The 16,081-nt window shown below is 44.5% G+C and carries 10 protein-coding genes and 4 tRNA genes; 11 read left to right on the top strand and 3 right to left on the bottom strand.

Annotated features, from left to right (window positions below; genetic code table 11):
* Positions 1-120: 120 nt before the first annotated feature.
* Positions 121-888, top strand: coding sequence for a nucleotidyltransferase domain-containing protein (locus AB4167_RS07255; protein ID WP_136982005.1), 768 nt, complete (start codon positions 121-123; stop codon positions 886-888).
* Positions 889-981: 93 nt separating this feature from the next.
* On the opposite strand, the gene AB4167_RS07250 is transcribed toward AB4167_RS07255, so the two are convergent.
* Positions 982-3,345, bottom strand: a complete 2,364-nt coding sequence (locus AB4167_RS07250; RefSeq protein ID WP_372136359.1) for a DNA polymerase II — start codon at positions 3,343-3,345, stop codon at positions 982-984.
* A gap of 426 nt (positions 3,346-3,771) precedes the next feature.
* Here AB4167_RS07250 and uvrY point away from each other — a divergent pair, with 426 nt between their 5' ends.
* The 10 genes from uvrY to nspC all read left to right on the top strand — a co-directional run bounded on the left by uvrY (position 3,772) and on the right by nspC (position 14,217).
* On the top strand, positions 3,772-4,416 hold the full coding sequence (gene uvrY / locus AB4167_RS07245; protein WP_004729778.1) for a UvrY/SirA/GacA family response regulator transcription factor: 645 nt from the start codon (positions 3,772-3,774) through the stop codon (positions 4,414-4,416).
* 15 nt (positions 4,417-4,431) lie between these two features.
* Positions 4,432-6,264 carry an excinuclease ABC subunit UvrC gene (gene uvrC, locus AB4167_RS07240; RefSeq protein WP_372136358.1) on the top strand — a complete coding sequence of 611 codons (1,833 nt, stop codon included), beginning with the start codon at positions 4,432-4,434 and terminating at the stop codon, positions 6,262-6,264.
* A 46-nt stretch (positions 6,265-6,310) separates the two neighbouring features.
* Positions 6,311-6,868 carry a CDP-diacylglycerol--glycerol-3-phosphate 3-phosphatidyltransferase gene (gene pgsA, locus AB4167_RS07235; protein WP_017061490.1) on the top strand — a complete coding sequence of 186 codons (558 nt, stop codon included), beginning with the start codon at positions 6,311-6,313 and terminating at the stop codon, positions 6,866-6,868.
* 266 nt (positions 6,869-7,134) lie between these two features.
* Positions 7,135-7,208, top strand: a tRNA-Cys gene (locus AB4167_RS07230).
* A gap of 36 nt (positions 7,209-7,244) precedes the next feature.
* Positions 7,245-7,320, top strand: a tRNA-Gly gene (locus tag AB4167_RS07225).
* Positions 7,321-7,400: 80 nt separating this feature from the next.
* Positions 7,401-7,487 (top strand) — tRNA-Leu (locus AB4167_RS07220).
* A gap of 32 nt (positions 7,488-7,519) precedes the next feature.
* A tRNA-Gly gene (locus tag AB4167_RS07215) sits at positions 7,520-7,595 on the top strand.
* Positions 7,596-8,664: 1,069 nt separating this feature from the next.
* Positions 8,665-11,616, top strand: a complete 2,952-nt coding sequence (locus AB4167_RS07210; protein ID WP_372136357.1) for a pyridoxal phosphate-dependent class III aminotransferase — start codon at positions 8,665-8,667, stop codon at positions 11,614-11,616.
* 8 nt (positions 11,617-11,624) lie between these two features.
* The gene (locus AB4167_RS07205; protein ID WP_017069176.1) at positions 11,625-12,878 is read left to right on the top strand and encodes a carboxynorspermidine synthase; all 1,254 of its coding nucleotides are present in this window, start codon (positions 11,625-11,627) and stop codon (positions 12,876-12,878) included.
* A 199-nt stretch (positions 12,879-13,077) separates the two neighbouring features.
* Complete coding sequence (nspC, locus tag AB4167_RS07200; protein WP_102393396.1) at positions 13,078-14,217, top strand: carboxynorspermidine decarboxylase; 1,140 nt, start codon at positions 13,078-13,080, stop codon at positions 14,215-14,217.
* 73 nt (positions 14,218-14,290) lie between these two features.
* On the opposite strand, the gene AB4167_RS07195 is transcribed toward nspC, so the two are convergent.
* Positions 14,291-14,803 carry a glycine cleavage system protein R gene (locus AB4167_RS07195; protein ID WP_017061000.1) on the bottom strand — a complete coding sequence of 171 codons (513 nt, stop codon included), beginning with the start codon at positions 14,801-14,803 and terminating at the stop codon, positions 14,291-14,293.
* Between the two features lie 267 nt (positions 14,804-15,070).
* A complete protein-coding gene (locus tag AB4167_RS07190; RefSeq protein ID WP_017069173.1) occupies positions 15,071-15,979 on the bottom strand; it encodes a DUF3943 domain-containing protein in 909 nt (302 codons plus the stop codon).
* Positions 15,980-16,081: the final 102 nt, after the last annotated feature.

The following is a 16,081-nucleotide window of genomic DNA, read 5'->3' as shown; positions in this document are numbered from 1 at the left end:
TGGGTCTATCCACTGATTATATCTCGGAGATGCTATAAATAGGAATAGCTTGAATCATAAAGTCACCTAGGCGATCATAGAGTTATAGTTAAATCATTATTTTATTTACCGAAACGACCTATGCAGCTACCTGTTATTGACCCAACACAGCCTTTTCAACCTGAATTTCAACCTGTGGTTAACGATCTGATTACCTTTCTAAAAGGTGGATTAGGATCTAATCTGCACAGTATTTATATTTATGGCAGTGTGGCTCGTAAGCAAGCCGTCGTGGGTCGCTCCAATCTAGATGTGGTTGTGGTGACCCATCGACCGTTTCCTGACCAACGAACCACTTTGTTGAACACCATCAAATGGCGTTTCCAAAAGAGCTTCCCGCAGGTAACTCAAGTTGCGATCAAAACCACCTTAGTGAGTGAGATAGTCGATTTCGACAATATCTTCACTTGGGGTTTTATGCTCAAGCATTTGGCCGTGTGTGTGCATGGTGAGGACTTATCGGATTGCTATGGTGATTTTGAAACAAGCTGGGAAATCGCTAAGCACTGGAATATGGATGCTGAAAACTGGTTAGCGGTGTATCGCAACAAGATCGCACGAGCGACAACGCCAGAACAACAAGTCACTGCGCAGGTGATTATTGCCAAGAAGCTTCTACGGGCGAGTTACTCACTGGTGATGTACCGCGATAAATATTGGTACGATGATCCTGTTGAGTGTGGCCAGCAATTTTTGAAGTATCATCCAGATCGAGAAGTCGAAATCCAAAGGTTGGGCATTTTGCTTTCTGGTAGACCAATCCCTAAACGTTCGGTGATCGGTATTCTTGATGGCTTTGGTGAGTGGTTGATTAAGCAGTATCAGAAAACCGAGTTCAGAATCGGATAGAGATTTATAACCGATCAATTGATACAAAAAAGCAGAGCGTGCTGAAGAGCATGTCTCTGCTTTTTTCGTTTAAAGAGCATATTGAATATAGTGCTAGAACAAACCCAACTGCTGCCCATTGACTCTTTCAAAATCTAAACCGATGAAGGGCAGAATTGCCTCTGCGACCGGTTTAATCTGCTTGTCGATATAGTGCTGATAATCGATACCACTCTTTAAATACTCTTTGGGCTCAGGGCCACTCAGAGTAATCAAATACTCAATCCGTCCTTTGTTTTGGTATTGAAGAGGGCGTCCTAACTGAGCATTGATCTCATCGGCCATTCGAGCTGCGCGAACTTGCGGCGGAATGTTCTTTTGGTATTCGTGTAATTTGCGGCGTAAACGCTTTTGATACACCAATAAATCATCATGCTTGCCAGCAGAGGTTTCGTCGACAAACTGTCTGACGTAGTCGGTCGGATCTTGGTCGTGAAACACCATCTCATACAAAGTTTGTTGGAATTGCTGGGCAAGAGGTGTCCAATCGGTGCGTGCACTCTCAAGTCCTTTAAAGATAATCTTTTCTTTGTCGCCTTGAGTGATTAAGCCTGCATAACGTTTCTTCGAGCCGGTTTCTGAACCTCTAATGGTTGGCATTAGAAACTTGCGATAGTGAGTCTCGTATTCCAACTCGAGTATTGAGGTTAGGTTATGGGTCTCTTTTAAGTGATTCGTCCACCAATCGTTGATGTAAGCGACCAGTGTGTTTCCGATCTCATCGGCTTTTTGCTGATCATAACTGCCGTTCAGAGACACGAAGGTTGAATCGGTATCGCCGTAAATTACTTGATAGCCTTTGTCTTCGATCAGAACCTTGGTTTGCTTCATGATCTCATGTCCACGCATGGTAATCGAAGACGCTAACCGGGTATCGAAGAAACGACAACCAGACGAACCTAACACACCATAGAATGAGTTCATGATGATCTTAATCGCCTGAGAGAATGCTTTTTCATTGTTCTTCTTAGCCACATCACGTGCAGCCCAAAGGTTTTCGATCATCTCGGGCAAGAAGTGTTTAGAGCGGTGGAATTGCCCACCTCGAAAGCCATCAACGGCTTGGTCTTCTGCTGGGCCAAGTTCAAGCTTCAACCCTTCAATAAGTCCCATAGGGTCAATCAGAAACGAGCGAATGATCGATGGATACAGGCTCTTAAAATCGAGTACCAAAACCGAGTCGTACAGATTGGGAATTGAATCCATCACATAACCACCGGGGCTCGCAATCCAATTCTCTGGCTCTAAGTTCGGTGCGACATAACCCGCTCTGTGGATTTGAGGCAGATATAAGTTAGTAAAGGCAGCAACAGAGCCACCAACGCGGTCCAGCTCAACACCGGTTAATCTAGAGCGCTCAATCGCGAAGTCGAGTAGGTGAGTGTGCTCGAAGATTCGGTTTACCAGTACGCAGTCTTGAAGGTTGTACTTGGCGAGTGAAGGTTTATCAAACTTAAACATTCGGTTTATCTCATCCATACGGTCGTGAACGTTATGGATGTCTTTGCCTTCACCAAGCAACTCTTGTGATACCGACTCAAGCGACCATGAACGGAAGTGATAGGTCGCTGTCTTTAGCATATCGATACCATCCAAGACAACGCGTCCTGGAATCGTGATAAAACCTTGCTGATTTTGAGCGGAACTACGGAAAAAACTCGGTTGATTGTCTCTGCCGATGTTGAGCTTCACTTCGTTCCATTCTGAACGTTTGTGCAGCAGCCTAAAATCGAAGTCGATAGCGTTCCAACCAATGATGATGTCAGGATCAAATTCAGAGAACCAAGCTATCATTGCTTCGAGCAGAGCTTTCTCGTTGGCAACCCATTGGATATTGGTTTCAGCTTGTTGTGCTTCGCCTACCATGATTACTCGGCTGTCCATCGGGCTGTCTAGGCCAATTGAATAAAGCACGCCTTTTTCCGAACACTCAATATCAAGCGAGACCACTGATAGGTTGGGTAAGTAGTCACCTGCTCGGCATTTTGCGTTTGAGACTCGACGATGCTGATTTTTTTGCGTAGTAGACCCAGTGAACTCAATACTTCCCTTGATAAAACGTTCCATCAAGAATCGATCGGCGAGTCGAATGTCGCTTTCAAAGGTTTGGATTTCTTCGTTGCGAAAGGCTTGCGCTAAACCAAAGCTACTTCTCGACAGTGAGGTGTAACACGCGGCGAGAGGTGTTTGCTCGAACGTGGCTATTTCTAGAGGCTTAAATTGGCAATCGATCGATTCTTTCGCTGCGATTGCCTGACATGCTTCAACGTCAGATTGAGCAACAAAAAATACCGGTTTTTCATTTTGAATCGTCAGCAGAGTAGGGCCTTGAGGGGTGCTTAACCACAAGTCGATTTGTGTGCGCCCTGAAAAATCTCTTGCTTGTCTTGTGAGTACAAAGCCTTGCTGAATATCCAATGTAGTAACCTATTGAAATGGGGAATCGAATACTACCATTTAGCGACCCTCTGCGCACAACAGGCAGTAAAAATACTAACTAAATTCTAGTTAGTAGAGGCGAATAACGGGACTCTATAAGCAAATAAGTGAAATTGTCACGAATGGTTATTCAATGGTATTGAAAATATCTCTATCTTATGTAATTTTATTGGGTGTTGTTTTAACTGGTTGATTTTTAGAAAAAGCTTGTTGTTTTAGTTAGCTTATTTGTTAATAAGTACTTGCTAAAGTTCGTGTTTCAGCACATATTCAACAGAGCTTTTTTTTAGTAATTAAGTTAAGATGTAATCAATGCTGCGATCCACTGTTCCTTTGTTCAATTGTTTCAAACAGATGAAACGACACAGTGGTTGCAGAGCCAATTAATAGTGTGGAGATACAAGTTTGATAAATGTTTTCCTTGTAGATGATCACGAGCTGGTTCGCACAGGGATACGACGTATTATTGAAGACGTCCGTGGAATGAACGTAGCAGGGGAAGCTGAAAGCGGTGAAGATGCTGCAAAATGGTGTCGTACTAACAATACTGACGTTATTTTGATGGATATGAATATGCCTGGTATTGGTGGCTTAGAAGCAACCAAGAAGATCTTGCGTTTCAACCCTGATGTTAAAATCATCGTTTTAACTGTTCATACGGAAAATCCGTTTCCAACTAAAGTGATGCAAGCTGGAGCTGCTGGTTACCTTACTAAAGGGGCAGGTCCGGATGAAATGGTAAATGCAATTCGAGTGGTTAATAGTGGCCAACGATACATTTCACCAGAAATTGCGCAGCAGATGGCTTTGAGCCAATTCTCGCCTGCGTCTGAAAATCCATTCGCAGACTTATCTGAACGTGAACTTCAAATCATGATGATGATTACTAAAGGTCAGAAAGTGACGGATATTTCAGAACAACTCAATCTAAGTCCTAAAACAGTCAACAGTTACCGCTACCGCTTGTTCAGTAAGCTGGATATCAGTGGCGATGTAGAGCTGACGCATTTAGCGATTAGACATGGAATGTTAGACACTGAGACCCTTTAACACTGAGATCGTATAGTGACCAACTTGTTTGACTCAGTCTCATTCCTCAAGACAGTAACAGAGCAGCCCGGCGTTTATCGAATGTATAACGCCGAGGCTGCCGTTATTTACGTCGGTAAAGCTAAGAACCTCAAAAAACGCCTTTCCAGTTATTTCCGTAAAAAAGTCGACAGTGAAAAAACACGCGCTCTAGTTAGTAATATTGACAAGATCGATGTCACTGTAACGCACACGGAAACAGAAGCGCTCATTCTTGAGCACAACTACATCAAGCAGTACTTGCCTAAATACAACGTACTTTTGCGTGATGATAAGTCGTACCCTTATATTTTTATTAGCGGTCACAAGCATCCTCGTTTGTCGATGCACCGTGGTGCTAAGAAGAAAAAGGGCGAATACTTTGGTCCTTACCCTGATTCCGGCGCTGTGCGTGAGACGCTACACCTAATCCAAAAGATTTTCCCTGCCCGCCAGTGTGAAGATACGGTTTATGCCAATAGAACGCGCCCGTGTTTGATGTATCAGATTGGTCGTTGTGCCGCGCCTTGTGTCAGCTCAATCATCTCTGATGAAGAGTACAGTGAACTTATCGACTACGTTCGTCTATTTCTGCAAGGGAAAGATAAGTTGGTGCTAGAGACGCTCATCGAGAAGATGGACACAGCAAGCCGTGAGCTTCGCTTTGAGCAAGCTGCCGCTTTCCGTGACCAAATCCAAGCGATTCGACGCGTGCAAGAACAACAGTATGTATCTGACGACTCCATGGAAGATATGGATGTGTTGGGCTTTGCTCAAGAGAATGGCGTAGCGTGTATTCATATCTTGATGATTCGCCAAGGCAAGGTTTTAGGCAGCAGAAGTCATTTCCCTAAAATTCCAAACAATACGGTGCGAGAAGAGGTCTTTTCGAGCTTTTTAAGCCAATACTATCTTGCGCATAATGAAGCAAGAACCATCCCAACTCGTTTGATTCTCAATGCCGATTTGATGGAAGATGTCACACCTATTCAAGAAGCCTTGTGTGAAGTGGCGGGTCGTAAGATTCACTTCAATACCAACCCTTCTGGTACCCGAGGTCGTTACCTTAAATTGTCGAATACCAATGCATTGACGGCTATTACCACCAAGATTAATCACAAGATGACGATTAATCAGCGCTTCAAAGAGCTTCAAGAAGTGTTGTCGATGGATGCTATCAAGCGCATGGAATGTTTCGATATCAGTCATACCATGGGTGAAAGCACGATTGCGTCCTGTGTGGTATTCAATCAAGAAGGTCCGGTGAAACCGGAGTACCGTCGTTACAACATCACCGGCATTACAGGTGGTGATGATTACGCTGCGATGGCTCAGGCGCTTGAGAGACGTTATTCGAAGCAACTCGATGTCGACAAGATCCCAGACATCATCTTTATCGATGGTGGTAAAGGTCAGCTAAACCGTGCTCATGAGATCATTTCTAAATATTGGGGAGATTGGCCGTTTCGACCAAGAATGATGGGTATTGCTAAAGGGGTAACACGTAAACCGGGTTTAGAAACTTTGGTAACCCTTGAAGGTGAAGAGTTTAATTTACCTAGCGATGCGCCAGCACTGCACCTTATCCAACACATTCGTGATGAAAGCCATAATCATGCGATTGCAGGGCACAGGGCGAAACGTGGTAAAACGCGCAGAACCAGTGCTTTGGAAGGAATTGAAGGGGTAGGGCCTAAACGTCGTCAAGCTTTGCTGAAATATATGGGTGGCTTACAAGAACTTAAGCGTGCAACTGTCGAAGAAATAGCCAAAGTGCCGGGCATTAGTCATTCTTTGGCAGAAAACATTTATCAAGCATTGAAACAATAGTAAAAATCCCGCACCATTAAAGCGCAATTAATAAGAGCCCAATAATATGCGTTTGAATATACCTAACATTTTGTCCTTACTGAGACTATTTTTGATCCCAGTATTCGTTGTCGTTTTCTATCTACCTTATCAATGGGCTCCTTTCGCTGCTGCGATGGTGTTTTGGGTAGCAGGTTTCACTGACTGGCTAGATGGCATGCTAGCTCGTAAGTTAGGGCAAACGTCTCGCTTCGGTGCCTTCATTGACCCTGTGGCTGACAAAGTGTTGGTCGCTACGGCTCTTATCCTGATTACTGAGCATTACCACTCGATTTGGATAACTATCCCAGCGGTGACTATGATTGCTCGTGAGATCATAATTTCAGCGCTTCGTGAATGGATGGCTGAAATCGGTAAACGTGCAAGTGTTGCGGTATCTTGGGTTGGTAAAGTAAAAACGGTTTCTCAGATGTTCGCCCTTTGGGTACTTATCTGGCGTTATGACGATTGGATGGTATGGGTCGGATACATTGCGCTCTATGTCGCAACCGTACTTACTTACTGGTCAATGGCACAATACTTGATGGCCGCCAAAGACGATTTGTTAGACGAAAAACATCATTGATGAAGAAGCGAGCTGAGGCTCGCTTTTTTGATCTTTAACCTAAGGTTAAGTTATCAATAGTGGATATCTAATGTGATATAGATCTCCTTTGAATAACCCGCTCACAGTGTGTTTTGAACATAAAGTCAGCTATTTGGCCTGTTTCGTATGAAATCTATTCAAACGAATTAAAAATACAAAAATAATATTGACTCAATCGTCTGAATCCGTAGAATGCATCCCGTACCCAAGAGGATGGCAATGAGCGATTCGATTGGAGTTACTAAGGCGCCTTGGCAGAGTGGCTATGCAGCGGATTGCAAATCCGTGGACCTCGGTTCGACTCCGGGAGGCGCCTCCATTCTCTCTTTTTTCTAGAAAGAATTTGAATGAAAATGCGATACTAGCTCAGTTGGTAGAGCGCAACCTTGCCAAGGTTGAGGTCATCGGTTCGAACCCGATGTATCGCTCCAAATTTTGTAATGTTGATTGGCGTCAGCATTAAGATGGTGTTTTACTTTTCAGTAATCGGCATCGCAATAAAGAATTGCGTGCCCTGGTGGTGGAATTGGTAGACACAAGGGATTTAAAATCCCTCGGCGTTCGCGCTGTGCCGGTTCAAGTCCGGCCCGGGGCACCATCTATTAAAGTCTTTATCTCGATAAAGCAAATGCGATACTAGCTCAGTTGGTAGAGCGCAACCTTGCCAAGGTTGAGGTCATCGGTTCGAACCCGATGTATCGCTCCAAATTAAAAAGCCCGAACAGAAATGTTCGGGCTTTTTGGGTTCTGACGTGTAGCTTTTACGTGTCAGTACTCTTCTTGTTTGAACCCGCACTCAAAATTTATTTCTATTTTTGCCTTAAAGTTTCGCAATCAAGTTCGTTTTTAAAAGCGAGATTCCCTATGAACTCGCTCCTCGTGCTAGGGAATGACGTAGACGCGGACAGATGATTAACTTTCGATCCCTTTATCTGTGTAGTGAACTCTGTTGGTTTCAGCGTGAGATTCCCTATGAACTCGTTCCTCGTGCTAGGGAATGACGTAGACGCGGACAGATGATTAACTTTCGATTCCTATATTGTGTGGTGAGCTTCGTTGGTTTCAATGTGAGATTCCCTATGAACTCGTTCCTCGTACTAGGGAATGACGGTATGACCTCAAAGTCTCTCTAGTAACGTTTATAACCCCACGTCATCCTCCTCGGGCGTGAGGAACGAGCGAACCGGGGATCTCTTTCCCAAACGATAGTGTTGACGATATTTGCAGCAATTCCTTAGCCACCGCTGCTATTTATCAAGCTATTATTAAAAACTATTGGTCGTTCATTTCACTTTATGTTACTTTCCCGCGCAATCTCGGAATGAACAATGTTCAAGAAGAGCAACGATTGCTTCTGGGGGATACGCGTAGTGACCATTCTTGCTGATTGGGACATTACGTAGGGTAGGTATTGGCTAGTCCTTTAGCTGATAGACGGGATACTTATGGCGCAGTTCGCCATGTTAATGGGAAACCCAACATTGAACACACTAATTACAACATTGCTAATCAGCTCTGCATTTCCAAAGGGACCAGCTCCTCATAGCTGCCCGATCCTGCAAAAATGTCCAATTCTTCAAAACAGTAGCATTACTGAACCTTGAGCTCACGCTAACAATTTATCGCTGTCTTAAGACGGCTTAATTTCGTATTCGTCATTTGACTTATGCGAGCGTACAGCTATATCTCATTTCTAGACAATACGTGTACTTCACTATGAACTCTCTCCAAATTTAACGAGAGTTGGTGGGTAATTGCGTCTGATGGAGGTGAGTATGAACACATTCAAGGGGACTTTTATGACTACCGCCTTTGAAGTCGATATCAATACTATCGCAAATTCATTTTCAACTATGGTTCCTATCTTAGAGGGAACGTACGACCTAACACCTGACGCTATTTTGCTAGAGCAAGAACAGCATGAGTCGGATGTTCGCTCTTACCCAAGACGCCTGCCTATTGCTATTAAACGAGCATGTGGCGCTTTAGTTGAAGATACTCGTGGCCAACTCTTTCTCGATTGCTTAGCCGGTGCAGGTACACTTTCTCTGGGTTACAACCACCCTGAGATTAACCAAGCACTTAAAGACCAACTCGATTCTGGTTTGCCATACCAAACACTTGATATCACGACTCAAGCAAAAGAGACGTTTATCAAGCGAGTTAAAGCTTTTCTTCCTCAAGACTTTTCAAATAACTCGGTTCTTCAATTCTGTGGCCCATCTGGCGCTGACGCTGTGGAAGCGGCGATCAAGCTCGCCAAGCAAACCACAGGTCGCAACACCATGTTTGCTTTCCGTGGTGCTTACCATGGTATGACGAACGGCACCATGGGTATGATGGGTAACCTCGGCACTAAAGAGCGTCGTAGCGGCTTGATGTCTGATGTGCACTTCATGCCTTTCCCATACAACCTACGCTGCCCGTTTGGTATTGGTGGTGAAGCGGGTGCTAACGCGAGCATTCGTTACATCGAACGTATGTTGAATGATGACGAGTCTGGCATCATGAAACCGGCGGCGATGATCGTTGAGCCTGTGCAAGGTGAGGGCGGTGTGATTCCTGCTCCAGCATCTTGGTTACAAGGCCTACGTCGCATCTGTGATGAGCACGGCATCCTACTGATTTTTGATGAGATTCAGTGTGGTGTGGGCAAAACTGGCCATCGATTTGCGTTTGAAGAGTCTGGTGTTAATCCAGATATCTTATGTTTATCTAAAGCGATTGGTGGCGGACTGCCTATGTCGCTGCTTGTGTTCGATAAGAGCATTGATACATGGAAAGCGGGTGAGCACACCGGTACATTCCGTGGTAACCAATTAGCAATGGTCTCTGGCGCTAAGGCGTTGGAGATCATCGAACGAGATGGCTTAGTTGAGCACGCGAACATCGCAGGCCAATATTTACGTCACGGGCTTGAGAAGATTCAATCACGCGTTAGCTGTATTGCTGAAGTTCGTGGTAAAGGCCTGATGCTCGGTGCTGAGATCAAACAACCAAATGGTGAGCTTAACAAGTTTGGCGAACCACAATCAGACGGCGAACTAACCCTAGCGATTCAACGAGCAGCGTTAGAGCGTGGCTTGATGGTTGAAAAGGGTGGTCGTGATGGCTCGGTAATTCGTTTCCTTCCGCCAATGATTATCTCTTTTGAGCAGATTGACTTTGCACTCCGCGTAATGGAAGAAGCGATCATCGCAGCTGGTGGTGGCTTACAACAAGACCCAACTTCAAGCGAACAAGCAAACCAAGAATGGAACAAGCATTTCATCCATACAGGTTTAGGCGGTAGCGACGAATTTGCTAACGTGATGAACCAAACCACTCAAGCGATGAAAGCGGTTTTTGAACAGGTTGAAACCCCTTATTCGGGTTTAGATCCAAAAGTGCTAGAAGCAGCTATCAATGCTGTCGACCTTGATAACAATCAACACGCTTTGGTTGATGTTGTAGATAGTACTGCAGACCTTGTCGCTGCAAACTCCATCTTCGTGCAACACCCAGATTGCATTGCACACCTTCACACTCCTCCTCTTATGGCTTCGGTAGCAGCGGAATCGATTATCGCGGCGTTGAATCAATCAATGGATTCATGGGACCAAGCATCGGCTGCGACTTATGTTGAGCAGCGCGTTGTGGATTGGATGTGTGACAAATACCAACTTGGCGCACAAGCTGACGGTGTTTTCACTAGCGGAGGCACGCAAAGTAACCTAATGGGTTTATTGCTTGCGAGAGACTGGGTTGCGGATAAGCACAATGGTCATTCTATCCAAAAGCTTGGCTTACCAGAATACGCGAGCAAACTGCGTATCTTATGTTCAAAGAAATCTCACTTCACGGTTCAAAAGTCAGCCTCTCTACTAGGGCTAGGCGAAGCGGCAGTGTGCTGTGTTGATACCAATGCAAACGGCACTATCAAGCCTGACTTGCTAGACGCAGAAGTGAAAGCACTGAAAGCACAAGGTCTGATTCCTTTTGCTGTGATTGGTACTGCGGGCACAACCGATCATGGTGCTATCGATGACCTTGATGCGATTGCAGAAATCGCAAGTCAGCAAGATCTTTGGTTCCATGTCGACAGTGCATACGGTGGCGCACTTATTTTAAGTAGCCATAAAGCTCGTCTACAAGGCATCGAAAAAGCAGACTCAGTGAGCGTCGATTTCCACAAATTGTTCTATCAAACAATCAGCTGTGGTGCGGTGTTGCTCAAAGACAAAGCGAACTTTAAGTACTTACTGCATCACGCAGATTACTTGAATCGTGAGCACGATGAGCTACCTAATCTGGTCGATAAGTCTATTGCGACCACCAAGCGCTTTGATGCACTGAAAGTCTTCATGACCATGCAAAGTGTCGGTCCAAAGCAGTTGGGCGATATGTACGACCATCTTCTTGAGCAGACGCTTCAAGTTGCCGATTTGATTCAGAAGCATGACGATTTTGAGCTACTTGCTGAGCCGTCACTTTCGACTGTGCTGTTCCGCTCGGTGCCTAGCAACGAGCAATCGGCAAACGGCGTTCTTGATTTAGACAAACTGAATCAGACGTTAAGGCTGGAGGCGCTGACTCGTGGCATTGCTGTTCTTGGCGAAACGGTCGTTGATGGTAAAAGCGCGTTGAAATTTACTATCTTGAATCCGTGCTTAAAGACATCAGATTTCAAATCTCTAATTAACAAAATTCAAACTCTAGCCACTGAGCTAGCAGAACAACAAGGGTAATTAATACTATGGCTATTCTACAAATTGGTGCAGGCGGCGTTGGTTGGGTTGTTGCACATAAAGCAGCACAAAATAACGAAGTACTGGGTGATATCACAATCGCTTCTCGCACAATCGCGAAGTGTGAAAAAATCATCGAATCGATTAAAGGTAAAAACAACCTTAAAGATTCAACTAAGAAACTAGAAGCACGTTCAGTAGACGCTGATGATGTTGATGCGCTTGTTGCTTTGATTAAAGAAGTTCAGCCGGATCTAGTGATCAACGCTGGTCCTCCTTGGGTAAACATGGCGATCATGGAAGCGTGTTACCAAACTAAAGTCTCTTACCTAGATACATCGGTTGCGGTTGACCTATGTTCTGAAGGTCAACAAGTACCACAAGCTTACGACTGGCAGTGGGGCTACCGTGAGAAGTTCGCTGAAGCAGGCATCACAGGTATTCTTGGTGCTGGTTTCGATCCTGGTGTGGTATCAATCTTTGCTGCATACGCGGTTAAGCACTTGTTCGATGAGATTGACTCAATTGATGTAATGGATGTGAATGCTGGTGACCACGGCAAGAAGTTTGCGACAAACTTTGACCCAGAAACCAACATGCTTGAGATCCAAGGCGATTCTTTCTACTGGGAAAATGAAGAGTGGAAACAAGTACCTTGTCACTCTCGTATGCTTGAGTTTGAATTCCCGAACTGTGGTTCTCACAAAGTTTACTCAATGGCGCATGATGAAGTTCGTTCAATGAAAGAGTTCATCCCAGCTAAGCGTATCGAATTTTGGATGGGCTTTGGTGATGCATACTTGAACTACTTCAACTGCATGCGTGATATCGGTCTTCTTAGCCCAGATCCGCTAACACTGCACGATGGTACTGTGGTTCAGCCTCTGCATGTTCTTAAAGCACTACTACCGGATCCAACATCTCTAGCTCCGGGTTACACTGGTTTAACGTGTATCGGTACTTGGGTTCAAGGTAAGAAAGATGGTAAAGAGCGTAGCGTATTCATCTACAATAACGCAGACCACGAAGTGGCTTACGAAGACGTAGAGCACCAAGCGATCTCTTACACAACTGGTGTTCCAGCGATTACCGCTGCACTTCAGTTCTTCCGTGGCGAATGGGCTGATAAAGGCGTGTTCAACATGGAACAGCTAAATCCAGATCCGTTCCTAGCAACTATGCCGGAAATTGGTCTAGATTGGCATGTTCAAGAGCTTGAAGCAGGCCAAGGTCTTCCAGTGATTCATGAGCTGAAAAAATAAGAACTGATTTCTTGTTTTGATTGCTAATTAAAGGGGACATGGATTGTTCCCTTTTCGATGATGATAGCCTTGAAGCTTTGGTATCATTTATTTTGATTTTGTAACTCACTGCGCTCGGACAGGACAAAATCAAAATAAATCACACCAAAATTGTTAATTTACCTTTCCATCTATAGATGCTGCTTGAGTGTTTACAAAAATGACGTTTAAGAAAGAAGAACTAAAAACCCCATATTTCATGATCAACGAAGACAAGTTGATTGCGAACTTAGAAAAAGCCAAGCAACTGAAAGAGATTTCAGGTGTGAAATTGGTACTTGCGCTTAAGTGCTTCTCGACTTGGGGCGTGTTTGACATCATCAAACCGTACCTAGACGGTACTACTAGTTCTGGCCCTTATGAAGTGAAATTAGGTCACGAAACTTTTGGCGGTGAAACTCATGCTTACAGTGTGGGCTACAGTGAAGATGACGTGAGAGAAGTTGCGGATATTTGCGACAAGATGATCTTCAACTCGCAAAGCCAATTCGAAGCTTACCGTCATATTGTTGAAGGTAAAGCCTCGCTGGGTTTACGTCTAAATCCGGGCGTAAGCTACGCAGGACAAGACTTAGCAAACCCTGCACGTCAATTCTCGCGTTTGGGCGTGCAAGCTGACCACATCAAACCAGAAATTTTCGATGAGATTAATGGTGTGATGTTCCACATGAACTGTGAGAACAAAGACGTCGATGCGTTTATCGGCCTGCTTGATTCAATCTCAGAACAGTTTGGTGAGCACTTAGATAAGTTGGACTGGGTGAGCATGGGCGGAGGTGTGTTCTTCACATGGCCTGGCTATGACATCGAAAAACTCGGTCTTGCGCTGAAAGCCTTCTCTGAAAAGCACGGTGTGCAGATGTATCTTGAGCCGGGTGAAGCGATCATCACTAAAACAACCGACCTAGTTGTGACAGTGGTCGATATTGTTGAGAACGTGAAGAAAACAGCGATTGTGGATTCAGCGACTGAGGCGCACCGCCTTGACACGCTTATCTACAATGAGCCCGCATCAGTATTGGAAGCATCAGAAACAGGCAGCCATGACTACGTGATTGGTTCGTGTTCATGTCTTGCGGGCGATCAGTTCTGCGAAGCGAGCTTTGATGAGCCACTTAAGATTGGTCAAAAGCTGCATCTGTTAGACAGCGCGGGTTACACAATGGTGAAATTGAACTGGTTCAATGGCCTTAAAATGCCTTCAATCTACTGTGAACGTAGCAGTGGTGAAGTTCAGAAGCTAAATGAATTCGGCTATGAAGACTTCAAACGCTCATTATCACAATGGTCAGTTAAGTAACTGAATCACAAGTTCAGAGCAATACAAAGAGCAGCTAATGAGCTGCTCTTTTTTGTTCTTTAATTTTGTTTATTTAGCTTTCAATCATCACACGAGTATCTTCACTGAGCGTTTCGAGTTCATTAACTACGTCGTCGATCTGTACTTCGATTGGCAGCTTAACGGCGATTTTTGATGTGAATAGACTTGAGCTAACACCGCCGCCACCAGCGATAAAGACGCGGTGACAATCCATATCGAGAATACTGATTCCTTGTCTATCCAATACATGAGTCACTTCGTTGACGATACCTGCTCGGTCGTTAGAGTCGAGTCTTAAATGATGGACCGTGTCTTGAACATTGTGCGTATGATCGGAATCGACAAACTGCACGATGAGATCTGGATTGGCGCTGAACGCTTCTTTTACAATCGATTCGTTGATGGCTGGAAGTTGAACCTTTAGTACGCCTGCGACTTGGTCTTCAATAAAGTTCACTTTACTGATGAGCCATTTGCCGTCGTTTTCGTGAGTAACCGCAGCAAGCTGTTTGATTGTTGCTGGTGATGCTTTTCCGATAAAGTTTACGATAAATGTACTGTTCATATCAGCCCCCAAGGTTTCAATTATTCTTTGCTAATTAAATGTTTGATATCACGCGATAAAGTTCTTTAATTTCAGTGTAGAAGGTTACATCGAACAATGTTTGACCTAGGTCAATTTTTGAAACTAAGCTTCGATGCAAAAAAAGAGAATGAAGAGTAGGGCACAAAAAAAGCGGCTAGAGAGCCGCTTTTTAGAAGAGTTGTCACTGTGATTGATGATTCAGCAACTTATATTCAATAACTTATATTGAGTAGTACTAGAGACGAATTAGAACGTTACTTTGAAGTTCATACCAACAAACTGAGAGTCGTATGGTGCGCCAGCATCGTAAGCAAAACGTGCAGCGTCTTGGTTATCCCACCAAGGGTTAGTATTCAGGTTAACTTCTGCATCACCGCCCCATGCGTCACTTACCCAGTAGTGAATGTGTCCAACAGGGTTAAGGAAGAATAGCGACACATCACCCATGGTTTGAGAGCCCATCACTTCGCCACCTGAAGCAATGATATCCTGCTCTGCTTCTAGCATCATTTCACCGACAACCGCACCGAAGAAAGGTGTGATGAAGAGATCTTGCCATGAAGGTACTTCTGCAAACGCTTCTACGCCGTATTCCCAGAAGAACGTCGACATAGTCCAAGAGTATAAGAATGACTCAAACTCGTCGTAACCTGCGTGTCGAGCTGCGGTGTAGTAAACACCACCGAAATATGGGTGCATTACGTAGTTTAGGAAGTGTTCGTCACGGTCCCATGTTGGACCAGCAGAAACGTTATCTTTCCACTTTTTACCTAATGAGCTGATATCACGTTGGTCATCATCCCACTTAGTAATACTTTCAGGGAGCAGAGTCATTAGACCCACTGTCGCGACACTCAAGCCAAGAATGGTGTAGGTTTGACCCATTAGGTAATCCCAATCTTTCTCCTGACTCACCAACATGTGTTTTGGTTGTTGGATTGAGAAGTCGTACTCATCACTCGACTCGCTCAGTGCGTAATTGGTACTAGGCTTGTAGGTGTACAAGTTGTCATTAAAACAGTAATCTTGAGCACATTCATCCGAGTAAGAAAGGTTGATTGGCTGGTCGAAGTCGTATTGGCTTGCGACCGAGTTAACTGACATTAGCATTGAAAATGCGGCAGTAACCTTTGCTAGTAACGGTGATTTGGCCACAAGGGTCTCCATGAGAAAGTTTGGAATTGATCAGGGTCACAATTATCTATTAAATGCCTGATTTAGGGAACTAATAATTTATAGCTTTTCCTAAGAAAACCT

Source organism: Vibrio sp. 10N.286.49.E11 (assembly GCF_041469505.1).
GTDB classification, from domain to species: Bacteria; Pseudomonadota; Gammaproteobacteria; order Enterobacterales; family Vibrionaceae; genus Vibrio; species Vibrio crassostreae_C.
The sequence above is the reverse complement of the archived record's forward strand: the minus strand, read 5'-3'. Positions and strand labels throughout refer to the sequence as shown.